The organism is Mesomycoplasma lagogenitalium (assembly GCF_029854295.1).
Taxonomy (GTDB): Bacteria; Bacillota_I; Bacilli_A; order Mycoplasmatales; family Metamycoplasmataceae; genus Mesomycoplasma_A; species Mesomycoplasma_A lagogenitalium.
Window position 1 is genome coordinate 426690 of the sequence record NZ_CP122979.1, and the last position, 26785, is coordinate 453474.

The 26785-nt window shown below is 25.3% G+C and carries 19 protein-coding genes and 1 other RNA gene; 12 read left to right on the forward strand and 8 right to left on the reverse strand.

The features are described from left to right. Nucleotide 1 precedes the first annotated feature (1 nt). The 3 genes from QEG99_RS01830 to QEG99_RS01840 are packed head-to-tail and all read left to right on the forward strand — an operon-like array spanning nt 2 to nt 3857. Complete coding sequence (locus QEG99_RS01830; RefSeq protein ID WP_280102309.1) at nt 2-1534, forward strand: MSC_0619 family F1-like ATPase alpha subunit; 1533 nt, start codon at nt 2-4, stop codon at nt 1532-1534. After that, the gene (locus QEG99_RS01835; protein WP_280102310.1) at nt 1534-2913 is read left to right on the forward strand and encodes an MSC_0618 family F1-like ATPase beta subunit; all 1380 of its coding nucleotides are present in this window, start codon (nt 1534-1536) and stop codon (nt 2911-2913) included. Before QEG99_RS01830 ends, QEG99_RS01835 begins: the two co-directional genes overlap by 1 nt. Nucleotides 2914-2942: 29 nt before the next feature. Next, nucleotides 2943-3857, forward strand: coding sequence for a hypothetical protein (locus QEG99_RS01840; protein WP_280102311.1), 915 nt, complete (start codon nt 2943-2945; stop codon nt 3855-3857). 122 nt (nt 3858-3979) lie between these two features. Here the strand turns inward: QEG99_RS01840 and QEG99_RS01845 are convergent, their stop codons facing one another. The 7 genes from QEG99_RS01845 to QEG99_RS01875 all read right to left on the reverse strand — a co-directional run bounded on the left by QEG99_RS01845 (nt 3980) and on the right by QEG99_RS01875 (nt 8451). Continuing rightward, on the reverse strand, nt 3980-4441 hold the full coding sequence (locus tag QEG99_RS01845; protein ID WP_280102312.1) for a hypothetical protein: 462 nt from the start codon (nt 4439-4441) through the stop codon (nt 3980-3982). Between the two features lie 244 nt (nt 4442-4685). Continuing rightward, entirely contained in the window at nt 4686-5561 is an 876-nt protein-coding gene (gene era, locus QEG99_RS01850) for a GTPase Era (protein WP_280102313.1), read from the reverse strand. Further along, complete coding sequence (gene cdd, locus QEG99_RS01855) at nt 5561-5950, reverse strand: cytidine deaminase (RefSeq protein ID WP_318034616.1); 390 nt, start codon at nt 5948-5950, stop codon at nt 5561-5563. The genes era and cdd overlap by 1 nt, the downstream gene beginning before the upstream one ends. Beyond that, nucleotides 5950-6411 (reverse strand): rRNA maturation RNase YbeY, encoded by a 462-nt coding sequence (gene ybeY, locus QEG99_RS01860; RefSeq protein WP_280102314.1) that lies wholly within the window; start codon nt 6409-6411, stop codon nt 5950-5952. The genes cdd and ybeY overlap by 1 nt, the downstream gene beginning before the upstream one ends. A 555-nt stretch (nt 6412-6966) precedes the next feature. Beyond that, nucleotides 6967-7158 carry a 50S ribosomal protein L32 gene (rpmF, locus tag QEG99_RS01865; RefSeq protein ID WP_280102315.1) on the reverse strand — a complete coding sequence of 64 codons (192 nt, stop codon included), beginning with the start codon at nt 7156-7158 and terminating at the stop codon, nt 6967-6969. Between the two features lie 125 nt (nt 7159-7283). Continuing rightward, nucleotides 7284-7700: a Dps family protein gene (locus QEG99_RS01870; protein ID WP_280102316.1), complete on the reverse strand. Its 417-nt coding sequence runs from the start codon at nt 7698-7700 to the stop codon at nt 7284-7286. Then, a complete protein-coding gene (locus tag QEG99_RS01875) occupies nt 7687-8451 on the reverse strand; it encodes a DeoR/GlpR family DNA-binding transcription regulator (RefSeq protein ID WP_280102317.1) in 765 nt (254 codons plus the stop codon). Before QEG99_RS01875 ends, QEG99_RS01870 begins: the two co-directional genes overlap by 14 nt. Nucleotides 8452-8591: 140 nt before the next feature. Here QEG99_RS01875 and ssrA point away from each other — a divergent pair. Next, nucleotides 8592-8975: a transfer-messenger RNA gene (gene ssrA, locus QEG99_RS01880) on the forward strand. Nucleotides 8976-8982: 7 nt separating this feature from the next. Here the strand turns inward: ssrA and QEG99_RS01885 are convergent. After that, entirely contained in the window at nt 8983-9237 is a 255-nt protein-coding gene (locus QEG99_RS01885; RefSeq protein WP_280102318.1) for a hypothetical protein, read from the reverse strand. 517 nt (nt 9238-9754) lie between these two features. On the opposite strand from QEG99_RS01885, the gene QEG99_RS01890 reads away from it, so the two are divergent. From QEG99_RS01890 to QEG99_RS01925, 8 genes are all read left to right on the forward strand, one after another. Further along, nucleotides 9755-15229: a PDxFFG protein gene (locus QEG99_RS01890; RefSeq protein ID WP_280102319.1), complete on the forward strand. Its 5475-nt coding sequence runs from the start codon at nt 9755-9757 to the stop codon at nt 15227-15229. An 8-nt stretch (nt 15230-15237) separates the two neighbouring features. Further along, nucleotides 15238-18270: a periplasmic substrate-binding domain-containing protein gene (locus QEG99_RS01895; RefSeq protein ID WP_280102320.1), complete on the forward strand. Its 3033-nt coding sequence runs from the start codon at nt 15238-15240 to the stop codon at nt 18268-18270. Nucleotides 18271-18272: 2 nt separating this feature from the next. Next, entirely contained in the window at nt 18273-19325 is a 1053-nt protein-coding gene (locus tag QEG99_RS01900; RefSeq protein ID WP_280102321.1) for an ABC transporter permease, read from the forward strand. Nucleotides 19326-19410: 85 nt separating this feature from the next. Beyond that, complete coding sequence (locus QEG99_RS01905; protein WP_280102359.1) at nt 19411-20349, forward strand: ABC transporter permease; 939 nt, start codon at nt 19411-19413, stop codon at nt 20347-20349. A 6-nt stretch (nt 20350-20355) separates the two neighbouring features. After that, a complete protein-coding gene (locus QEG99_RS01910; RefSeq protein ID WP_280102322.1) occupies nt 20356-21600 on the forward strand; it encodes an ABC transporter ATP-binding protein in 1245 nt (414 codons plus the stop codon). Beyond that, nucleotides 21590-23005 (forward strand): ABC transporter ATP-binding protein, encoded by a 1416-nt coding sequence (locus QEG99_RS01915; RefSeq protein WP_280102323.1) that lies wholly within the window; start codon nt 21590-21592, stop codon nt 23003-23005. The genes QEG99_RS01910 and QEG99_RS01915 overlap by 11 nt, the downstream gene beginning before the upstream one ends. 1 nt (nt 23006) lies before the next feature. Beyond that, nucleotides 23007-24833, forward strand: coding sequence for a hypothetical protein (locus tag QEG99_RS01920; RefSeq protein WP_280102324.1), 1827 nt, complete (start codon nt 23007-23009; stop codon nt 24831-24833). A gap of 61 nt (nt 24834-24894) precedes the next feature. Beyond that, nucleotides 24895-26781, forward strand: a complete 1887-nt coding sequence (locus QEG99_RS01925) for a S8 family serine peptidase (protein ID WP_280102325.1) — start codon at nt 24895-24897, stop codon at nt 26779-26781. Nucleotides 26782-26785 lie beyond the last annotated feature (4 nt).

Sequence of the window (26785 nt, forward strand, 5' to 3'; positions counted from 1 at the left end):
TATGAATAACAACAATCCAAAAATTAGTGCAATTTTTGACTATGTAGTTGAAGTGACTGGTAAATATGACTATCGACAAAGACAAAATTTTTATGTTGAAAATGTTTTAGGATCAAAAATGATGGTTCTTAGTGCAACTGAAGATAAGGCATTTTTATTAGCAAATAGTAAAATAGTTGAAAATTTAAAAATTGGTGATGAAATTAAGGAATTACACGTTGAAAATAATGTATTTACTAGCAAATTACATTTTGGAAAAATAATTGATATTAATGGAAATATTATTTTTCCAAATAAAGAAAGAGTTAGTGATCAAATTATTGAAAATAGTGCCAAAATTTTTGGTACTGTTCATGAACTAATGAAAGTTAAAACATTAAATGAACAACTTTATACCGGAATTACTTCTATTGATTTATTAATTCCTATCGGAAAAGGACAAAGACAATTAATTATCGGCGATCGTCAAACAGGAAAAACACATTTAGTTGTTAATACAATTTTAAATCAAGCGAAAAATAACATTAAATGTATTTATGTAGCCATTGGGCAAAAACGAGAAGATTTATCACGTTTATATCAAACATTAAAAGAATTTAACGCTTTAAATAACACAATAATTATTGATGCTCCAGCAACAAGTGCCTATGAACAGTATTTAGCACCTTACATCGGTATGGCACATGCGGAAAATTTATCGAAAAAAGACGATGTATTAATTATTTTCGATGATTTAACTAAACATGCAAATATTTTTAGAGAAATGGCTTTATTAACAGATAAACCAGTTGGAAAAGAAGCGATGCCGGGAGATATTTTTTTCGCTCATTCTTCCTTGTTAGAAAGAGCAGGTTCTTTTAAAGATAGAAAAACTATAACAGCTTTACCTATATTAAAAACTATTGATGGCGACATTACTAGTTTAATCTCTTCTAATATTATTTCCATTACTGATGGACAAATTATTACAAGTTCAGATTTATTTGATAGTGGTAAATTGCCTGCAATTGATATAGATTTATCAGTTTCAAGAACAGGTAGTTCGGTGCAATCAAAAACAATAACTAAAGTAGCGGGAGAAATAGGAAAAATTTTTAGAGCATATAAAAGACATTTAAAATTAGCATTATTAGATTTTGATTTTAATAAAGAAACTACAAACTTACTTTATAAAGGTGAGATGATTGAAAAAATGTTTTTACAAAGAGGTTATTCACTTTATTCACCTAGATTTGTTTTACTAATGTCAAAATTAATTTTATGAGGAACATTGAAAAATGTTAAAAATGAACAAAAAGCAATGATGTTTTTAAATATTTTAATTGATAATAATCAACAAGCAAATGATATTTTTCAAAAAATTCAAAATAATTTTCAATATGACGAAAATATTGTGAAAAACTTTTTCTCATATGCTTTATTACAATATTCAAATGCTTTAAATTTAAATTGAAATATTAAAGTGGATCATGAGTTCATTGATTTTAAAAAAGAAGATATGGATAAATTATTAAAATTAACAGGGGATAAATAATGAACGGAAAAATAATAAAATTTTGAACTGATGTAGTTGAAGTTGAATTTATTAGTAATTTGCCAAAAATAAATACAATTTTAACTTTGCATGATGGAAAAACCTTTTTATTGGTAAAAAGATTAGTAAATGACAAAATAATTCGTGCAACTGTTATTTATGCCTATAAAGAAATTAAAATTAATGAATTAGTATTTAATACAAACAAAAGTTTTATGGTTCCTGTCGGAGTTACATCTCATAATAATATTTATAGTTTTGAAGGAAAACCATTATTAGAAAATAGAAATCCATCATTAAAATACGTAGAAATGAATTCTACTATTAATAATGAAAGAGTTTTAGATTCAAAAATTGAAATTATTGAAACAGGAATTAAGGCAATTGACTTTTTTATGCCAATTATTAAAGGATATAAATTAGGAATATTCGGTGGAGCTGGAGTTGGTAAAACTGTTTTAATGAAAGAAATGATTTTTAATATCAATAAAAACAACGAAAAAACATCAAATATTTTTATCGGTTCCGGAGAGCGGTCAAGAGAAGGAATAGAATTATTTAACGAATTAGAAAATTCTAATTTAATGAAAAAATCTTCTATGTATATTTCAAAAATGAACGAATCACCGGGGGCGAGAATGTCGATCGTCCCAATAGGAATAACTGCTGCTGAATATTTGAGAGATATTGAAAAAAGAGATGTATTACTTTTTATAGATAATATTTATCGTTTTGTTCAAGCGGAAAATGAAGTTAGTGCATCACTTGGTAAAAAACCATCTGTTGGTGGTTATCAATCAACATTAGAAAGTGATGTGGCCAATGTAGAAGAAAGATTATTTAAAAATAATAATGCTGGAATTACATCATTTCAAACTGTTTTTTTACCAATGGATGATATAAGCGACCCAAGTGCCGTGGCTGTTTTCAACCATTTAGATGGTAATTTAGTTTTATCAAGATCGCAAGCGGCAAAAAATATTTTTCCAGCTTTCGATCCTTTAATTAGTTCATCAAATTCAGTCAATGAAAAAATAATTGGAAAAAAACATTTTGATGCAATAATTGAGGTTAAAAGAATATTAAAAACTTATAAAGATCTAGAAGATGTTATTTTAATTTTAGGATTTGATGAACTTGATGAAGAAAACAAAAAAATCGTAAAAAAAGCTTTACAACTGGAAAACTTTTTTTCACAAAATTTCTTTATGACTGAACATTTCACAAAGGAAAAAGGGGTTTTTGTTTCATTACAAGATACAGTCGAATCGGTTATAAGAATTATTAATGGAGAGTACATTAATCAAAGTCCAGAAATTTTTAGTTATGTCGGATCAAATTTAAATATTCCAACAGATAAAGAATTAGGAATTAAATAAAAATAAATCATATTAATTAGGAGATTACAATGAAAAAATCAATAAAGTTAAAATTATTATTAACAAGTTTTTCGTTGCCCTTATTATCTTTTATTTCTTGTGGTGAAAATGTGATACAAAAAAGTGATAATCAAGCAAAAAGCAATGAAAATAATTTAAATTCAACTAATAAAACACCAACAATCAATCCAATTGCTAGCACTGTTCAAACAGTAGAAAAAACAGGTGATCCAAACTCACCAGTTGTAGATTCAAGTGAAAATTATACTAGTACAACTGCAGAAAATAGCAATCAGCAAAAAGAAGATGAAATTCAAAAAAATGATAATTTAAAGGAAAATAATGTACAGGCTCCTCAAGAAATTAAAAGTGATAGTCAAGAAAAAAGAGAAGAAAGTACATTTATAAAACCTGTTCCTAAATTAACTAGAGAGCAACATATTAATAATTTAAAATTGCTTGAGAAAATGAGCGAAAATAGTAAAAATAAAGTTAATAAACCTGCAGAAAGAAATTATTTAAACACTCAGGGACAAAATAGAGTAGTAAATTGAAGTCAAGAAAGTGATAAATCATTGACTTACACAATTAATGATGAAGGATTTGAAAATTTACAATTAACTTTTTCAGAACCTAAATTCAAAGATGGATGACTCATTTATAAAGCGTTTATAAAAAGTGAAAATAATAAAATTTTAAATCCAAATCAAAGTTTTGAATTAATTCTTGTCGAAGTCAATGAAGATGGAAGTCCAAAAAACGAAAATGAACCTACCATTTTATTAATTGGAAAATCAAAATTTATCGAAAAGACAACAATTACAGAGCAAGGTGAAGAAAAGGTAGTTCCAGAACATTATGAATTTAATTTTAAATTACCTTCAACATATAATGGAAATACAAAATTAGTAATTAATCATTTAAAAATTAAAAATAATAATTAATATTTTAAACATCTAAAAAGATGTTTTTTTATTTATTAAAATTTAAATGAATAAATTTATAAATAATAAAAATCGACTTTATTTATTTTAAAAAGTCGATTTTATTTTTTTAAATATCTAAATTATTTATTATCTTTATTATTTTTGTATTTTTTTATATCTTCTTCGTGAAAAGATTTTAGCATTTTTACATCTTCTTTAATTTCTTTAATGTCATGACTATGTTGATTTAGAACAGTTTTAATTTCTTGAATGTCCTTCCCTTGTTTAACTTGAGTTTCTTCTATTTTATCTAGTCTAATATTTATTTTTTCAATATTTTGGTTGTGTTGTGTTTGAACTTTTTTAATTTCTTGAATGTCCTTCCCTTGTTTAACTTGAGTTTCTTCTATTTTATCTAGTCTAATATTTATTTTCTTAATTTCTTCGCCTTGTTTTTGTTGAACATCTTTAAGAATCTTAATATCCTTAGAATTTTCGTTTGTTTGTTTTTGCACATCCAAAAGTACAACTTGCATATTTACAACAAGATCATAAACTTGCTCAAGTGTAATTTTTTTCTTTCTATTTCTCTCTTCTTTCATTTCACTCCCTTCTCCAATAATTATATATTTTATTTGACTATTTTCTAAAATTTTTCACTCAATTTTTTTAAATTTTCGAAGACCTTTTAATGCTTCTTTTTCAGTAACTGTAGTAATATTTTTGCTATTTTTGTCAAAAAATGGAAAAATTTAGGAAAAACATGCGATTTTTCCTAAAGATTTATGATTTTAAATAATAAAAAAAACATCCTTAAAATAAAGATGCTTAATACTTTTTTTAATTTTAATACCCCATTTTTTTTATTTGTTTTTCGTCATTATTTCAATTTTTACTTACTTTAATATGAGTGTTTAAAATTATTTTACTATAAAATGCTTGCTCAAGTTCTTTTCGAGAATTCATTCCAATTTTTTTAATCATTGTTCCATTTTTTCCTATTAAAATTCCCTTTTGCGAATCTTTTGAAACATAAATTGTACAAGATATTTCCATATGATTTTCATATTCGATAAAATCATCAATCATAACAGCAATATTGTGTGGCAATTCGTCTTTTAATAAATTAATAGCATTTTTTCTTATAATTTCTTTAGCTAAAAACCGCATACTTTTATCAGTTATATCATCTGTTAAGTAAAAAGGTTCTGATTCGTATGTATATTTTTTAATTTCATCTATCAATTCATCAACAGTATTTCTTAGTTTATTAGAAGTAGATGTTCCTAGAATTAAATCAAATCCCAGTTTTTTTAATTCTTGTGATTTTTCAGTTAATTTTTCCATATTAGGTTCTAAATCCACTTTAGTAATAATGGCAATTTTATTTTTAAATGATTTAATTTTATCGATAATCATTAAATCGCCTTTAGCAATTTTTTCATTAGCCGGTTGTAAAAATAAAATTAAGTCCGCATTTTTAAGAGATTCATATGAGTTATGATTTAAAAACTCGCCAAGCTTTTGCTTGCTTTTGTGAATTCCTGGAGTATCAATGAAAACAATTTGATAATTATCTTCATTATAAATGCCATTAATTTGATCTCTTGTAGTTTGAGGTGTGTCTGTTACAATTGATAAATTATAGTTTAAAATTTCATTTAAAAGTGAAGATTTACCAACATTTGGTCTTCCTATAATCGAAACAAAGCAAACTTTCATTATTTAATATCCACCATTTTTATAGGAAATGGCACCATTTGTGAAATTGTATTAGTTCTATATTCACCACTATTATATTTATATTGAATAACTTTAGCATCTTCAGGCATAAATTCTGTCATAACTTGTCTACATCCGGCACAAGGAGAAATATACTCTTCTTTTTTAGAAATTATATGAATTTCTACTATTTCCATTGGTTTAAATCCATGAGAAATCGCTCCAAAAAGAGCACTTCTTTCCGCACATAAACCCGAAGGATAAGCTGCGTTTTCTACATTCACTCCCTTTCATTCTTTGCCATTTTTATCTACAACAATAGCTGCTACAGGGAATTTTGAATATGGTGAATAAGAATTTTTTAAAAGTTCTTGTAATTTTTTGTGCATTATCTATTAATCTCCATTTTTTTCATTATATTATCTACATAATAATTCATTTTATCTTCTTCTTCTTTTGTTAAGTGATCAAAACCAAATAAATGAGCAATACCGTGAGCAAATAAATAACAATATTCCCTTTTTATAGAATGTCCATATTCTTTTGCTTGCTCTTTGACTTTTTCATACGAAATAATAATTTCTCCTATTGGTAAAATATCCAAAAAATTTAATTGATTTCAATCAGTTGGGAATGATAAAATGTCAGTAGGTTTATTTTTATTTCTGTATGTATTTGATATTTGTTTAATATTTTCATTATCTGTTAACAATAAATCAACACTAATATTTTTTTTAATATTAAATTCTTTTTGTGCTAAATTTAAAATTTCCTTAAATTCTTTTAAAAATCGAAATTTGTAATGGGTTTCATTACAAAAATTTAAAATGTTTTTTTTATTTTCATACATACTATTTAAATTATATTATTTATTTTAATAAAAGTAATAAAATAACTTATTTAAGTCAATAATTTTTATTTAATAAAAAACCACTACATTAATTATTAATGCAGTGGATATAATTGCGCAATTTTATTGTGTATTTTTATTATTTAATACACAAAATAATAAAAGTCTCCTAAAAGTTGATTTTATCAGAAAGGAGGATATGAATCTTTATAATTTTAGATATTAAATTTTATTACAAACTATATTAAAGATTTTTCTATCACAAAGTGTGTTTAAATGAAAAATAACTAGTAACCACACGAACAAAAGAGAGTTTTTTAAATATATAAAACTAATAATTTTTTAAAATAAGCATAAATTTTACATAATAGAACGACTATAATAACAACGATTTCAAATATATTGTGTTTTTGCTAGAAATAATGTATCATACCCCATTTAACAATATTCCTAGCAATATAATTATAAAACTTTTTAAGTAAAAGTCATAAAAAAATCACTAAAAACCGTTTTTTAGCGATTTATTAATCGAATTTTACTTTAACTAAAATTATTTTAATCGTTTAATGCTGTAAACCCTTGAACTTTTTGTCCTTTATAGAAACCACAGAATTTACATACTCTATGTTGTTGAATTCCGTTAGAACAATTTGAACATTTTACTAAATTTTGTACTGGTAATGCATCGTGAGTTCTTCTTTTGCGTTTACGTTGTTTAGAAGTTTTTCTCTTTGGTACTATAGCCATATTTCCCTCCTATTTAATAATTTTATTTAAATTTATTTTATTTAATTGATAAATAATTAATAAAGTATTAATATTTTACAATAAAAAAACTTTTTTAAAAGAAAAATATATAATTTTATTATTATTTACTTAGCAAGTGCTGAAAATTGTCATTTTCACTTATCAAAAGATGTCAACAATTCATCTAAAATCGGTTGTACTCTTGCACTTCAATTTTCATCTTCAACAAATGTTAATAATTGATTTAAATCTTCAACTATCGAAAAAATAGCAATTTTATAATCAAAGTATTTCGATTCCATTTCTTTTAAAAACGAATATTTTAATATTTCAGAATAAGAACCGATTGCTAGTTCATCTTTCATAACTATTTTTTCAGCTACTTCATCAACAAAATTTAAAACATCATCTTTTAATTTATCAGTTATTTCGTGAATTTCAAAAAATTCTAGTCCTTTAATATTTCAATGAATATTGTTAATTTTTTGATAAAACACTTGTAAACTAGCTTGTAATTTTTTTAATTTATTAATTTCTTCCATTTTGTTCCTCTTTCATCTTGATTCTTATTAAATTTAGTTGCTCAAACTCTTTCTTTTTCTCATAATCTGTTACAACTAAAACTGTTTTATTTTTAGGAGTAAAATTATAAAATGTTCCATAACCAAATTTCTCTTTGGTTGCTAAAACTACAACTAAATCTGAATGTTGAGCAATATAATTTTTCATCGAACCTTGTTCAACTTGAGTTGTTGTTAAATTACCGTCTTCATCTATTCCGTTTACACCTAAAAATGCAATTTGAAATTTTAAATTTTCCAATGATCTTAAATCAGTATTAAGAGTTGATAAACTTTTGATTTTAATTTTTCCACCAATTATATTAACATTTTGAAAACCTAAATCAATAGCATGCATTGCATTATAAATGGAATTTGTATAAACATTAGTTGATAAATCCAAATATTCTAATAAGTAAAAGCAACTTGAACCACCATCAACATAAACGTTTATATAATCTTTTGCAAAAACTGATGCAGTTTTTGCAATTTCTTTTTTAACTTCGACATTTACTTTAACTTCTTCAACTGCTAATTTATCAATGTAGTTTCCTTTTTGATTTAAAACAACTTCACCAAAAGGTCTTTTAATAAAACCTTCATCTTCCAGTTTTACCAAATATCTTCTAGTAGTACTTTTTGTTAAATCAAACTTTCTTTCAATTTCTCTGGGCTTTAAAGTTTTTTTAGCTTTTATATATTCTTTTATTTCTTTTTGCTTGGAAAATGACATAGTTTTACCTTTCGCACTTTTTTTAACTCATTTTATAAAACTATTTCAGAGTTTTTACTTTATAATTTACATTCGTTTTTATTATACCACCATACTTTTTTAAAATATAAATAAAATTTGGTAAAATATAAATATTAAGCGGGGGTGTAAGGGATTCGACATATATAAATGATTTTAGAGCTCAGTGGTGTGATAGACCATAATTATTACTAGGCTTTCTTTAAACGGAAAATCAAATAAAAAAGAATTAGCAACATTTAATATGTTAGCTAATTCAAACTCAGCAAATCTAGCATTCGCTTAATATGAAGCTAGTCGAGAATATTAATCGTCTTAGTTAATATTTTTGTTGTTATAAGGCTATTTTAGATTGATCTAACTTATATCTAAAGAAATTTTGTTAGGTAAATAGAAAAAATTTTGTTAATTTTATATTTATATTTACTAATTTAAAATTAAATAAACTGTAAAATGCTAAATGAGTTTATGTGTGGACCCGGGTTCAACTCCCGGCATCTCCACCATTTTTTTTTATTCATTTTCCATTTTTAAAAGATCATCGATCGAAATTTCCATATTATAAAAAAATACATTTTCATTATTAGGATCATCGCTTTCACTTGCGATGTAATTAATAATTTTTGTTTTCTGATTATAACTTTTAAAATGATAAAATGATTTTTTAAAACCGCAGGAAAGTTTTTCTTCCTCTTCCTTTCTGGATTTGATTTCAAAAACTTTTTTAAAAATGACTTTTAATTCATCTATTGTATATTCTTTTTTCATAAAATAATTTTAGTTTCTTTTTTAAAATTTATAGTTAAATTTTTTGTAGTTAATAGAAAAAACTTTTAATTTTAAAATTTAAAAATATTTTTTTAGATTAATATAAAAAATATGATACAATTTAAATATTAAATTTTAAATAAAATCAATAATTCAAATATAGTAATTTAATATTTTGTTTTTAAAATTTAATTAAAAAATATTTTTTACCCTATTTTTGTTTAAAAAAATTAAATTAAGGAAAATTATGGTAAAATAGATGTATTAAATTTATAAAAAGAAAGGAAAAAAATGCAAAATACATTTTCTAGAATGATTTGAATCAATAGAAACATTTTTAATACCATTATTAAAAATGATGTATTTTGTTTTTTGCCTAGTCTTTAAATTTAATGATAAATTTAATTTAAAATAATATTAGAAACATAAAAAATCTTTTATTAAAATTAGGTAAAAATCTAAGTTTAATAAAAGATTTTTTATTTTAAAAATATTATAAAAAATAAGAAAGGTAACTATGGTAAAAAAGAAATTAAGTCTTACAGCTAAATTATTAATTTCAGCAGGAATAATTGTCGTTGGTTCTGGTGCTGCTATTGGTTCGATGTTTTTATACGCAAATAATTCCGATGCAGTTCACGGTAAATTATCGGGATTATCAAACGAAGCTAAATCAAATGATTTTTCTAAAATAAGAGATGAAAACGGGAAGTTACAACCAATTATTTCTATTGTTGATCCATTAAAGGAAAAAGCGGTTGCTAAAATTAATGAACAAGGAAGTGAGTTTTGATTTTTAGATGATGAAAAAACAAAATATAATTTTGATGATTTTTTTGCTAAATACTATGAAAAATATCAAGAAAGTTTTTATTTAGAAGTAAAATATGGTTCATTTAACTTTTACAACGAATATGTTCTAGCAGTTAAACCGAAAGAATTTGTCGAATTTACTAAATGGTTTTTTGATAATGTTTCATGAGGGCCGGATTTATTAACTCTTGATACTTTTAGATTAGTTCCTGGTGTTGAGCAAAATGGTAATTCCATAACATTAGGTTCACATTCTACCGAACATAAAGAAGTTAGCGAAATAAAATTCTTTCCAGATGCATTTTTTGGATCACTTCCTATTTATTCACAATTAGGAGGAGAAGGAAATGCCGTTGATTCATTAGCAACAAAAGCATTTTCTGATCTGCAAAGCAAGGAAGTGTTAGATCAATTTTTAAAAGATCTTCCTGTTTCTTCGGTTATAAAAAATCATTACAATGAAACCAACAATTCATTTTTAGAATTAATTAATCCTCAATCACTAATTAATAAAAAATATTTAATGTGAGTTAATAAAACTGAAAAAGAAAACGGTAAGGGTACATTATTACTTCCTGAAAATGCTGATGAAAAATTATATAATGAAATACTTGAAAAATATAAAGTTGATAAAAAATTATATCCGTTTTCTGAATTTAAAAAAGGTACAATTACTAATGTTTCCAGTTCTGCAGGTAGTGCTCCAGCACTGACATTGACTTTACTTTTAGATGAAGATAAAGATAAACCAGTAGTAAATAATAAAACTTATGAAGTTTCTTTTAAAATGAACGAAGCTGATGCGACAGAAAATTGAAATTTAACTTATTCAATTTTAAAAACTGATTTAAATGCTAAAATGGTTCACTTTTTAGATTTTTATGGGGTTAAATTTTATGAAAATAAAAAATTGTTCTATTATGAAAATGAAAAAGAAAAAAGATTTTTCAAATCTAAATCAGCAGCATTGGAAAATCTTAATGTCTTTAAATCATATGATCAATTATCACAAACTGAAAAAGATAAATTAAAAGAATATTCAGTTAAATCAATTGATGTAGTTGATGGTATTTTAAAACTAGTATTAGAATCGCAATCACAAGATAATAAAACTGTTAAAGAATTTTCATTTGATTCAAAATCAATGACTAGCGAGCAAAATGATCAATTTTTTGAATTAAAAGAAGCGCTTGGATATAACGGAGCAATTACTCCAGTAACATTGAATTTCAGTCAGGAAAATCCTAATTTAAAAGATGAAAATGGTAATAAATTAGAAGGATTAGCAACTAGATCCTATCAAGTTTTATATGAAGTTTATAATGGTCTAATTGAAAAAGTAGTTAAAAAATTCCCGCACTTATTAAAAGTTCAGCAAGGTCCGCATTTAGAGAAAAAAATTAACGATAAAGGATATTATGAATATGAATTAGTGGATGGTCAATATCGTGGATTTAGTGAAGATGATAGAATTGGACTTCCTTTATTATTGGCTGCTACAATTGATAATTTCGAAGGAATTTCAACCGACTTTTTAAGATATGTTGCAGCCCATGAATATGGACACCATTTAACATTAGATCAAGCTAATGCTTGAAATACTGGTGATCAAGGGGTTGTAATTGGAGGAATGAATGTTCGTGCAGGAATTGCTGAAAATTCATTTTATGCTGAAAATGCTGTTAGAAATTATTTATTAGCTCGTACCAATTTAGATTTTGAAAGAGTATCTGTTAATGGAATTCCAACTCCTGATGGAAAATTCATAAGATTTAAATTCATTACAAAAGATGGACAAACTGTTATTGAAAGTGAAGAAGATATTTGAGGTTCATTAGATAGAAAAGGTAATATTTTACATACAACTTTAGCTAATAAAAGGAGAAGATTTTTACAAACTTTTGACGGCTTAAAAGAGGCTGCTCAATTAAGAAATGTAAATTTAGGAGATTTATTTATTGCAAATTCACTTGACGAAAATTCAGGAACATTAAATCCACAAATTTTTGGTCCTAATAAATTATTTGTCAAAAAGACAGTTAAAAATGCTGATGGTAGTGAAAGTGTAATTTATCAACTAGAAAATAGTGATCTTAAAAAAATTCTTGAATTTTTAGAAGATGGTAAGGGAAATAAATTTAATGATAAAGCCGAATGAAACACTAATAATACTTTATCAAAAATTAATTTCTTAGAATACGGAACTAAAGAAGAAAGTAATTCCGAAAACCAGCAACCAAATGTTGTTGTAGATAAAAATAAAGTAGTTAAAAATAATTTTTTCAATAAAGACAATTCTCCTATTGTCAATGTCCCATTATATAGTAATGAAAATCAACAATTATTAGATGAAGATTTAGCAAAATATAAAGATAAAAAAATTGAAACTATTTCAAACGCAATTTCTTCACTAAGTGATTTAACTTTTGGACAAAGTGGATGAAATAATAGAGAAACTTTTATGGGAGGAGAACCATCTACCTACTTTAAAATACCATTTTCAGCATTTGATAATGTTAAACAAGGACTTGCTAATAATTTATTAAATAGATCAAAAGTTTTTGAACATTATCCTCAATTAAATTTAATTTGAAATAGTGGCAATACAGTTTATCGTACATCTAATGAATTTACTGCTATTTCATCTAACAATTTAGCAGTTCAATTGGCAACAATGTGAAACGCTTGATTTAATCAAGTTTTAGAATATCAAAATAACAGATATAGTGGATTTATAGAAGTTGCAAATAACGGAACAACTTTAGAATTTGTTAATTTAAATGGCCAAACTCTTAATATTGCTGAAAGTTACTTTTTCCCTAAAAAGAAAGAAGCTTATTTATTAAATGCCGGTTATGCAATAAATGATTCTATTAATTCACAAATTAAATCAGTAGGTAATCAACTTGGTTTTGGAAATCCTGGAGATCTGCAAATCAATCCTAATTTAACATTTTTATTTGAAGGATTAGGAATATCCGCTGCTAATGTTCCTTCTTTAACATATGGAAATAATTTACCTGCAAAAAGAGCTAATTTTGTTATTTATAATGAGCAAAATCAAGTTATTAAACCTAATGATTTATACCTTCACATAAGGTTATTAGCAAGTGACGGAAATACCAATTTTTTAACTGGGCAAAATGCTACATATACCACTAATAAACAAAGATATGTGTTTAATGTTTCTAAAATTGGTTATAATCTTGATGATAAATTTAATGATAATTCCCTTTATAAATCATTTGCAGATAATTTAAATGGGCTAACATTTGATAATCTTTCAAAATTATATGAATTTGGTTCTGTTGATTATTCTAAAGCAACAAGAACAAAAGTTATATCCGATGCTAATGGAAATCAATATGCATCTTTTGATTGGGATATTAACTATGTAAAATCGAAATTTAACTTTGAAAAATTTAAAAATTCTGTTTTAGATTCACATTTTGAAACTCAAGCTATTAAAAATTTAGTAAATAGCGGAGATCAAGAAATTGCTAATGAAATTATGGCAAGATTTGTTAAATCAGATTATTTTATAGCTGTTAAAAACTTTAATCCATTAAAAGATTTAGTTAAAAACCAAGCCATTTTTTCTCAACAATACGGAATTGACATTCACTCTGATATTTTTAAAAATTCTTTAGTTTACGATGTTAATGCCTTGCCAGAAGATCAAAAAACTGCTAAATTTGATGTTGAACAATTACAAAATAATGTTTTAGTAAATTATTTAACATCAATTGTGGGAAAAGAAAATTATACTGATGAATTTAAAGAGTATGTTGGTGGTCAAGATTTAATGAGAAGTATCGGTAATTTAGTTGTAATAAAAGATCAGGGAAAAATATTTGAACCACTTTTTGAAAATTTTGTAATGCCATTCTTCTCAGATGGAAGACCATCAAGTGATATTATTAATTACAATAGTACTAGAGTTGAATCGCAATTGGCAGATAAATTTACTGATTATATTTTTAATTTTGCAGAAACATTAACAAGAGACTATGTAATTACAACATATGTTCCTAATACAAAACCTTTTGGAAATTTACCCGAATTTATTAGTAATTTATCAGAAGCTAATTCAGGACTGGATTATATAGTCGATGCAACTAAATTAGAAATTTGAAATAGTAGAAAAAATGATATTAATGCCGTTTCTCAATCTATTGATTTAGCAATAAAAGCTTCCAAAACAGATGAATTTTTAAGAAAATCATGAAATACTTATAAAGAACATGATAATAATATTAAAGAAGCAAAAGACTATCATCAAAGTATGCTTAAAAAAGGTAGAGAAACTAATGATCCAATAGAAAAAGCCAAATATCTAGAACTTGAAAAAACAGCATTTGATTTATATAATGAAGCAATTAAAAAGAGAAATGATGAAGTTTCTAAAATAAGAAAAGAAGTTTATGGAGCATTTTACAATAAAAAAATAGCTAATACTCGTAATTTTAGATTGCAATCAAGTTATTTCGGTCGTTTTATGACTAAAAATAATGGATATTTTAAAGATATTTCACAAAAAGAAATTATTGGTATGGAATTATATGATAAAGATGGAAATGACTATAAAGATGATTCAATTAGATTGACCGATTTAGATGGCAAAAAAATCAATACAAGAGCTAAAGCGTTTTTCGTTTCTCAACTAAAAACCTTCGGTGTGGGTTCGCGTGATATTTCAGGAATATTTAGAAATAAAGAAAAAGATGCTGTTGCATTTTATGGATTTATGAAAACAGAAGAACTTGCTAAAATTAAAAAGATTAAATTTACTGATTTAAATACAAATGAAGTTAAATATCTAAAAATTAATAGTCAAGGAACAAATAATCTATTTTATCTTTCAAAATTGGGAGATCCAAATTCAAAAGTAACTCTTGCTGATTTTGGTTATTCATCATGAGTGTCAGATTATGAAATTATGGCTAAATATCGTGATGCTTTACTAAAACCAAAACATAATTATTTAGTAGAATTTGTTGATGAAAATGATAATTTTGTTAAAAATATGTCAATGGGGGATTTAAAATTTATTTCAGAAAATGGAAAAACCGATTTACAAGCTCCAATAACTTTAGAAAAAACAGAATTTAAAAAAGAAGATAAAATCGAGGAAAAAGCAGTGTTAAAAATTGATTATCAATTTAACATTACAGGATAGGAGAATAAATGAAAAAAAGAAATAAAAAAGTTATTTTATTTACAGGTTTAGGAATAGTTCCTTTATCTATTTTTACATTCGCTTCTTGTACTGCTGTTGATTCAAAGGCAAAAGTAGATTATGATTTTGGTTTAGCAACTGATCCAATTAATAATTTAAATTATGTTAAATATAAATCAATGGATAAAATTTTACCTTCATTAGTTGATCCATATATAAAAAACGGACCAAGTAGTAGTTTAAAATCACTATTAGGTAAAAAATCAATAAAATTTTCTTTAATGGAATCGCAAATTCCTAAAGATGAAAACGGTGTAGAATCCAGTGCATTTAGCGACTTTTTTAGAACATTTGAAGGCGAATTAGCTAAAGAAGATGGATATGGAATGACAAGTAGTTCGTTTTATGATTTTGATGCATTTAATTTAACAGGTGGACTAGCAAGTCCAACTATCGGAGAAGGAAATGAATCGACAACAATGTTTGCTTTTAGAAACCCTAAAAATCAAAATAATTACAGTGCAGTTACTGGATTTGTAAATGCGCAATTAAATCAATGAAGTAATAAAGATTTTATGAGCGCTCAAGATTTAAGAGATTATTTAGAATATATTTTAGATTTAAATAACGGTTCGCAAAAATTAGATGAAATTAAAAAATGAGGAATTGAATCAGCTGAAAGATTTGTTGATGCACAAAAAGCCTATTCGGCTAAATTTAATAAAAACTATGTTAATCCTTGAGGACGAAGAAAATACATTTTAAATGATGAAAAAAATGATTATATTCAAGATCCAAGTGAAAAGGTATGACAATCACAAACTTTTGATGCAAATAACAAACCAATTGATATTGAAGAAGTTAATGAAATTAAAAATGCGGCATTAAATTTTGGTTTTTTTACAGGACAATTATTTTTAGATTATTCTAATAAATTAATTAATGATAATTTAAATTGAAAAGAAAATGTTAATTTTAAAATTGATGCAACAGAAGTACAAAACTTTACAATTAAAGAAAAAGAGGAAGATAAAGGTAAGGTTATTAAATTAGTACCCAATGCTTTTAAAAATCCTTATCAAAAATATGAAGTAAAAGAAGTAGATGGTAAGAAAAAAATTGTTACCGCTTATAATACTTTAGCTAATTCCGAAAATTCATTTACACTAATTTTTGATAAAAATAAAACTCCAGGAATTTCTTATTTAGTTTCTCATGTACTTACTAGTTTATATCCAGTAAATCGTAAATATATCGAAACAGAAGCGGGAGGATTTGATAATTTTGGAACTTCTGCATCTAATTTTTTAACAGGTGGACCATTTAAAATTAATCCTGAAGAATTAGTTTTAGGACCGCAAGGGCAAATTATTTTACATAAAGAACACGATTATTTTGATGCTGTAAATACCATATCGAATAAAATTAAAATCTTTTTCTCAAGTGATAAAAACACCAATGCTACATTTTTTGAAGATGGATATATTTCTCAAACATATATCCCTGCAAATAAATTAAATAGCTATTGAGCAGATCCTAGTTATCGTGATTATTTAAATAAAAATCAAGGATATGGAACATTAGCTTTTGGTTTTAATTTAGATTTTGAAACAAATGGCTCAAGTTATTTACAAGATCAGGATTTAAGAAATGCTATTTACTATGCAGTTAATCGTTCAGATGTTTTAAAATTTGTTGGATGAGATTTTTCCTTTCCTGTAACAACATGAACATCATATGGTCAATATAAAACTTCTGATGGAACTAATTTAGAACTTTATTTTGAAAGTATGAAAACAAAAGCGAAAAATAATAAAGAATTTGTTTTACAAAACTATGACTTTTTACAACATACTTCTAAAGCATTTACATTTGAAAAAACTTCAAGAAGAGATTTATCATATGATGTAGAAACAGCTAAATTTTACATTGAAAGATTTAAAGCTAAATATCCTGATTTACAAAATGTTACTTTAAAATTTTTAAATAATTCTACAGATGAACATAAAAAAGCGGGAACATTTTTAAAAGAAGCATTAGATAAAGCGTTTGATGGATTTGTTATTTTAGAAACAAAATCTTTACCAGAAAATACTTATGCAAGTTTTATTGAAGAAGGTAAATATGACATTATTTATCAAAATTACGATAAACTTGGAGGAGCAAGTGCTCATGATAATGTTGCTGTCTTTTTCAAAAGAGATGAAATTGATAGTTTAACAAGAAAAACAATTGGATTTAAAGATAATCCCGTTGGTTCATATACATATGGTGATTATGTAGCTTCGTTAGTTTTAGAAAAAACTTTATTAGATAATAAACCAGTTACAGAAACACAAGTATTAAGTGAATATATAAAAGAAATTGAAAATGCAATTAATGAAAATAGTGAATGAAAAGCTAAATATGATGAAATTATTAAAAGTCAATCAAGTTATGATTTAGGAAATTTCATTACTTTAATATTAAATGATTTAACTAATAAATTAGTTACTAAAAATGCTAAAATATATAATTCATCATTTATTCGGTTAATAATTGAATATTTAGTAACTAATAATAGCAATATTAAATTAGGAAGAATTAAAAAAGCTTATATAAATTATGTAACTAATAATTATTCAGTAAAAGAAATTGCTGATTTAACAAGAGATACAGCTAATCGTTTAAATTTTGAAGATTTAGTTAAACCAGAAAAAAGAACTAATATTAATTTATGAGAAAAATTCATTGAATTAGCATTAGTAAAAAAAGATGAATCATTAACTAATTACACAGATAGAATCAACTCCTTTTTCTCAGCTAACTTTTCATCTAGTGAATCAAAACTAGGATGAAACGAAGAAATAGTAATGGTTTTAATTGGTCAATTAGAAAAAGTAATTAGAGATTCAGCAATTGTTGTTCCATTAATGGAAGTAGATACAAACTGAGAAATTTCAAGAGTTGGTGGTGTTGATGGCTTATATAGATTTGCGCTTCAATATGCATATGATGTGACAAATCCACCTAAAGCTGGATTGCCAAGAAAGGTTAAATAAAAATGCAATTAATTAAATCAAATTTAACAAAAAAACATTATTATGATGATAATTTAGTTTCATTTTCTAATAAAAGAACGACTGATTTATCTTTTAAAGAAAAATTATTAAGTTTTGATTCGCCATTTATAAAAACTTTGTGAAGATTGTTTAAAATAATTGTTGAATTTTTCATTATAGGACTAATTGTTATCACAATTACATTCTTTTTAATCAATGCAGTTCCGGGTTCTAATACTTTAACAGCAGGCTTAGATGAAGCGGCTAGAAAAGCTGTTGAAAGTAAATATGGGCTTGATCTTCCATTATTTCAAAGGTATTTAAATTATTTAGCTGGTATATTTCAAGGAAATTTTGGAATATCACTTTCACTATTTCCAGGACAAGAAATTAATTCATTTATCTGAATTAGATTTTATAAATCATTTTTAGTAGGAATTTTTTCCATTTGTTTAACAGTGGGAATTGGAATTCCTTTAGGAATATGAGTAGGAAAAAATCCTAATGGAGTTGTTGATAATGTTTCAACCGTTTTAGTTTCGATATTTTCATCAATTCCTTCAATTGTCTTTGCTTTAATTTTAGTTTTTCTAGGAAGATTAATCAACTTACCTTATATTTTTAATAGCGGAGATTTATTGACTTATATATTACCTGGATTAGCACTTTCATTAGGAAGCATAATCGTTTATATTAAATATATTAGAACAGAATTAAATCGTGAATTAAATTCTGTTCATGCAAAATTTGCATACTTAAAAGGATTGAAAAAAAGTGTTTTTGTGTGAAAACATGCACTTAAACCATCGCTATTTCCAATAGCAACATTTTTCCCAGCAGTTGTTTTTGGTTCATTTATAGGAAGTATTTTTATAGAACAAATATTTTTTATACCAGGATCGGGAGCAACACTATTACAAGCAATTCAAACAAAAGATTATAATGTAATTTTATTTTTAATAATAATCTTTTCTTTATTAACAATTGTTTCATATGCAGCTAGAGATATTTTATATGAAATAATTGATCCAAGAATAAGAAGAAAGGGGGCATAGATTAATGGCTAAACGTTCAAGAAAAAAAGATAAAAAAGAAGAAAATTTACTTTTAGAAGATCAAATCGATCGTCAAACAGCATGAATGGCTCCAAATCCTATTTTGCAACCCTTTCAATATCAAGCGTGAAAAATAGTTGGCAAAACATTTGATTATCACACCGATTCACAAATGAAACCGCAACAAAAACAGTTTAAAGAATTTGTTTATCGTTATTCAAATAATTTTTGAGGAGTTTTAGGATTTGTAATAATTTTAACTATTTTTATCCTAGCACTTTTTATTCCATTTTTTACTCAAAACCCTAATACAACCGATTCGGATAATCGTTCATTAATTTTTAATCAAACTGATTCTAATAATGTTTATCATATTTTAGGAACTGATGATTTAGGTAGAGATTATTGAGCGAGATTATGACATGGATTAAGATATTCTTTATCATTGGCTTTTGTCGTAACATTTATTGAAGTTATTATCGGACTAACAATCGGAATTATGATGGGTCAATTTAATAAATTTGACAAAGTAATGACATTTTTAATAAAAATTCTTTCAGTTGTACCAACAATTATTATTTTGATTTTAATTACTATTATTGTTAGCCCAACATTTTGAGTAATTGCCCTAGCTTTATCGCTAACTTCCTGAATTGGAATGGCTAATCAAATTCGTGCTCAAGTAAAAAGAGCGAAAAACTTTGAATGAGTTTCTGCATCGAAAGTTTTAGGAACTCCAACATATAAAATCTTAAAAAATTACATTCCTGTAATTTTACCCATTTTAATTACCCAATTGGTATTTACAATTCCTGGTGTCGTTTTATCAGAAACATCATTATCATTTATTGGATTAGCAATTGAAGATGTTCCAACATTAGGTAATTTAATTTCTGAAGGGCAAAAAATCTTCCCTACATATTTAAGATATGTATTTGTACCTTCATCATTTTTAATTTTAATAACAGCAAGTGTTCAATTAATTGGTTCTAGTGTACAAGATGCATTAAGAAGACAAAGATAGGAAAATATGATAAAACAATTTAGTAAACCAAGACAAGATGTAAAAATCATCCGTTCAAGATATAAAAGATGGAAAAAAAATTGTAAAGTTCATAAAAAAAATCACTTGCTATTAAAAAATAAAAAAAATAAGTCATTATTTGATTGGCAAAAATTCGAGGAAAATGTTCAATATCAAACTTTTAGCGATGGAAGCAAATTAAAAATTGTTGCTCAAATTGATGATATTCATTTATCATTTACTAATCCAGCAGTTCCGGGACAAAAAAATAAGGTTTTAAGAGGAACATCTTTAAAAATATATGAAGGAAAAGTTCATGCTATTATCGGTGAATCGGGTTCTGGTAAATCAGTTATAACTTCTTTATTTTATGGGCTAACAGGAGATAATGCAGTTATCGATAGCGGTGAAATTAAACTTTATAATAATAATGTTGAAAAATTTTCTTTAAGAGATTGAGAAAAATCTAAATACAGAGGAAGAGTTGTTTCGGCTGTATTTCAAAATCCAATGTCTACATTAAATCCGACAATGAAAGTTGGAAAACAAATTATGGAAGGAATGCTTATTAATAAAGTCGTTAAAAATCGAAAAGAAGCATATTTAAGAGCAGTTTCCTTTTTAAAATTAACAAAAATTAACGATCCAGAAGCAGTTATGAAATTATATCCTCACGAAATGTCGGGAGGAATGATTCAAAGGGTTGTTATAGCTGCTATTGTTGCTTTAAAACCAAAAATATTAGTTATGGACGAACCGACAACAGCTTTAGATCCAACTGTGCAAGCACTTGTATTAGATGTTATTAAAAACTTGCAAAATAAATTAAAATTATCAATAGTGTTTATTACTCACGATTTAGGAGTAGTTGCTTCTATTGCAGATTATATTTCCATTATGTATGCAGGTCAAATAATTGAAGAGGGAACAGCCCAAGAAATTTTAAATTATCCTCAGCACCCTTATACTTGAGGTTTAATTTCTAGTATGCCTGATTTAAATTATGGTTCAAGATTATTAACAATTCGCGGAAGTGTACCATCAAATTTAAATGATATTAAAGGTGATGCTTTTGCAGTTAGAAATGACTATGCACTTGGAAGAGATTTTGAAATTGAACCTGATTTTTATTATATTTCAGAAACTCATCGTGTTAAATCGGCATTATTAGATGAACAAGCACCTGAATATAATCCGCCAAAAGTTATAGAAAAATTATGAAAGGAATATTTAGATAATAATGAAAAATAAACATCAAGATAATTTTTCTCAAAATTGTGAAAATGAAAATTTAAATTTTGATAATGATGTTAATAGTCAAGATAGTTATCAATATGATGAATTTCAATATGTTGTAAAGAAATTTCCTTTTCGAACAAAAGTTATAACTAGAAGAGATTTAAAAGGTACATCTGAGATGTTAAGACCAAAAAACAATGAAGAAATTTTGGTACAAATGAAAAATGTTGACATTTCATATGGTTCGGGATTTAAAAAATTTAGAGCAGTATCTGATATAAATTTAAATATTTATAAAGGAGAAGTTCTAGGACTAGTAGGTGAATCGGGTTCTGGAAAAAGCACTATTGGTAAAACTTTAGTGGGGTTAGTACCTTATAGTTTTGGGGAAATTAAATTACTAGATAAAACTCTTCCAAAAAAATTATCTCGTGGCCTAAAAATGGGAAATAAGTTAAAAGAGTATAAAGAAATTGAAAATTTTTTAGTAAATAAAGTACAAATGATTTTTCAAGATCCTGCCAATTCATTAAATCCTCATGCAAATGTTGAAAAAATCGTTTCTGAAGGATTGATGAATACTAAAAATTCTAAAGAAATTTATTTATTGAATTTTGATCAAGTTGTAAAAAATAATTTATACGATGTTTTAAAACAAGATCTTGAAAAAAATGCCAGTTTTTTTGGACAATATGAAAAAGAATTGGATGAAAAAATTTTCACTAACGAAAATGTCGCTTTTAATGCGCTGTATGAAAATTTATTAGAAAAACTTCAAGAAAATAATTTAAATGAACTTGTTTTAATGTTAGAAAAAGAAAAAGAACAAAGACTAATAGAAAATAAATTAAGTGAAAAAGATTGTCGAAAATTATTAGTTAGAGAAATTTTAAAATCGGTAGGATTAGATGAAACAGTTTTAAGTCGTTATCCACTAGAATTTTCCGGAGGACAGCAACAAAGAATCGGAATATCTCGTGCTGTTGTTTTAAGACCTCAGCTTCTAGTGGCGGATGAACCTATTTCAGCGCTTGACGTTTCCATTCAAGCTCAAGTTGTTAACATTTTTAATGATTTAAAAGAAAAATATAATTTAACAATTTTATTTATTGCACATGATTTAAGAATGGTTGAATATATTTCTGATCGAATTGCAGTTATGAATAAAGGAAGAATTTTAGAAGTTGGAAAAACTGAAGAAATTATGAAAAATAGTTTACATCCTTATACAAGAAGTTTATTAGGAGCTGTACCTTCTATTAAAAGTAAAAAAGGCAGTTTAATAGGTTATGTTTATAATATTAATATGCACAAATATTCTGAAAATAATCAACCAGAATGAGTAAAAATTAACGATGATCATTTTGTTTTGGGAACTAATGAGGAAGTAAAAAAATGAATGAAAGGAAATTGATAATATGAAAAAGAAAAAAGTTATTCTTCCTATAATTTTATCTACTAGTTTTGCTTTACCTTTAATAGTATCATCCTGTGGTAATACGGTTGCAAAAACTGATACAAATAAACCAGATGAATTAAATGGTACAAAAACTCCGGGAGAAACTGATAAAGAAAAAGAAAATAAAGAAAATGAAGCATTATATGATGAGAAAGTAAAATTAATTGAATCTACTTTTAATGATCAATTTACAAAAGATGAATTAAAAGGTCAATTGTTGCAGTTAAAAATTTCTAATAAATGACAAGAAGTTAAAGATTTTGGTTTAAAAGTTCAAGAAGCATTAAGTAAAATCAAAAATGATCTAAAAAATAATTTAAAAGAATTTTTACATTCTAATTATCAAGAAAAATGATTTGTTAAATTAGAAGCACTAAAATCTCAAAATGAAATTGCTCAATTTGAAAATGATTTAAAAGCTGATGTTAATAGTGCTGATGCAAATTCATTTAATAATAAAAAAGAAGAAATCAAAAATCTTATTAATACCTTTAGTAATGAATCTAGAAAGAAAACTTATTTAGTAAAACTAGAAGAAATGACAACTTACTATGACCTACTTTATTTCGCTAGAGAAATGTCGGGAGCTAAAGCTGTTGATGATCAAGAAAAAGCACTTTTAGATCAAAAAGAATTATTTAATATAAAAAATAAATTAAATATTTATCTTTCAATTTTAAGTGAAAGTGAACAAGTAAAAATCTCTAAAGAATTACTAGAAAATAAATCAGTTGAAGAATATCAACAAATTCTCAATAAAATCAAAAGTGATAATAGCAATCCAAATGAACAACAAATTAGTGCATTTAAAGCAAAATTATTATTAGTTAGCGAACAAATAAGCAAAAAAACTGATAAAGAAAAAGTTGTAACAGCGATAGAAAATGCCAATAAAAATTTCGCCCAATTAGAAAATGTGCTTGATAATAATTTACTTCCTGAATTAAAAAAACGGGCAGATAAAATTAAAAAAGATGCACTTAAATGAGTTAATGAACTTGTAGATAATCCTAATGTAGATATAGCTACAAAAGAAATAGCGGTTGGTTATGAATTTTTATTAAATTCTTTATATGATATTGATACTTTAAATGCACTTTTAGAACAAATAAGAACTCAAGCAAGATCCTTTAAACCATTTATTATTTTAAAACCATATGTAAGTCCAGTTAAAACTGATCAAAATAATTATCAAGATAAAAAACAAATTGCTAATTTAGAAGTTATTTTCCCAGCTAGTTATTATTCATATTCTAAAGTTGATGATGTGTCTAATACTAAAACTAATGAAGTAGGAGTTCGAGTAAATACTTCTAAAGATAGTTTTTATATTTCCAATTTAAAACCGCCACTTATTCGTACATTCACACTTTCTGAAAAAGATAGAGAAATTCAGGAAAAATTACTTTCACTAAAACAAAGAATAATCAAAAACTTTTATACTCTAGCAAGCAAAACAACATTTGGTGAACAGCCTAAAAAATACGAAACATATGATTTTAAAAACCAATTGGAAGAAGCTTCATTTAAAATTTATAAATTGAGAATTTCAAGATTATTATTTTCAATTGAAAAGGCATTAATTGAAGGATATTTTTACCAAGAGGTATATGAAACACTATCTGGATTTTGATATCAATCAGGTGATGAAGTTGAACAAGCAATGCCGTTAGTTGAATTATTAACTAAAGATACTAATGGTTTATGAAACTTTAATGAATTAGATACATTTATTAAAAAATCAAGCTCTTCTGCAAATAATTCATCAACTAGTGCACTTATTTAAAATGAGCTAAAAAATAAAATTATTATTTTTAAATATAAAATTAAATATAAGTGGAGATACTATGAAAAAAATAAAAAAGAAAATTTTTCTAACAAGTAGTTTATTACCAATAATTCCAATTTTTAGTAACATTAGTTTTGCTTCTAATAATCAAACACAAACTAATGTTACTGATAAAATTCAATATAAAATGGAAATTCATTTAAAATATCAAATTTATAATTTTAAAACAATTGAAGAAGATGTAAAATTTTTTAAATTTTTAAATCAAGAGTTTGCTAATTATTTAAAAGGTAATTTATATGATGTAACTGAAATAGACTATAGCAGATTATCACCGGTTATTTGACTAACATTTAAAGACTGGGATAGAAAAGCTGATAATTTAGCAAAATTAAATATGTTTGATTTTGTGGGGAAAGTAAAAGTATATGAAAATAATTTTCCAAAAAATCAACCAAATAGAATGATCCCAATCGAAGAAGTTCCAATAACTTTGCCACCTGGTAACGATCTTTATAGTAGTTATAACCATAATAAATATAAAGAAGAAGAAAAAATTGATTGAAGTCAAAAAGATATTTATAAAGAGCATTTTAAAATAGTAAATGTTTATAATTATGTAAATAAAAAAGACATTAATTTAAATGGAAGAGAAGGAAAAATAGGAATAATGGAATGAGCAAATAAAAATATTAATACTTCTAACTTTTTTAAAAAAAATTGAATAAATATTTACAACAATGAAACATATATGAAAAATTCTCACGGAACCAATGTTACTAAAATAATAGGCGGAATTTCTGGTGTTGATAAAAATGCTGAAATTTATTTTACTGGACATTTAAATAGTAATGAATGAATTAAAAAGCTAGAATGAATGGTTATTGATAATGGCGTTAGAATAATAAATCATAGTTACGGACCTAAAGGAGATTATGACGATTATAATGATAATGTTTTATTTTTAGATTATTTGTCAAGAAAATATGGTGTTATTAATGTTTTTTCAGCAGGTAATGGACAAAATAAACCTGCTGAAAAAAATGAATGAATAAATGGTGATAAAATCAGCTTCAATTCAATTGTAGTAGGTTCAACAAATTTAAAAAAAGATTATTTAATATCTGATTTTTCAAATTGACAAAAGTTCCAAAAATATAACGAATTGCCAAAACCGCTTGTTGTAGCACCTGGAGAATATTATAAAACAGAAAATGGTTTTCAAAATGGAACAAGTTATTCTGCCCCGCTTGTAACAGGCATAATATCGCTTTTATTAAAAGAAAAAGAACATATTAATAATGATCGAGATAGATTAACTGCTATAAAATCTATTTTAGCCGTTTCTTCCTACTTAAGTAGTCAATATAAAGATAATAATTTAAATAGAAATGGTTTACATAATAAAGTCGGTACTGGAATGGTTGATTTTGAAAAAATGTTATTAGCATCTAGCAACACTAAAACAATAGAAATAGATAAAAACATAAGTAATCAAACTGTGTTTCAAACCGATGAATTATATTTACTAAAAGATCAAAATATAAAAGCGGCAGCATCTTGAACTTTTAATGCTGGATTATTGAAAGAACCAGAGGTAATTCCTTCTTGAGCTAATTGATTACTTTGGTGAATGAAAGATAAAATTTTAGAAAAAACAAACTGAAAAGACAATCATTTAGATGGACAGAAACTTACTTTTAACAAAATATTAGAATTACAAAAAAATAAATTTTTTACTGATTACGATTTAATTTTAGAATATAAAAATAATAATAAATGAGAAGTTGTTTCAAAAACCTTTTCATACAATTCTAATGTTGATTTAATTAATGAAAAAGTTGAAAAAAGTGGCATTTATAGAATTAAAGTTGTTAAATATCAAAATATTTTATTTAATCAATCAGTAAATGATATTCTTTCTTTTAGCTATTTGGTGGAATAATGAC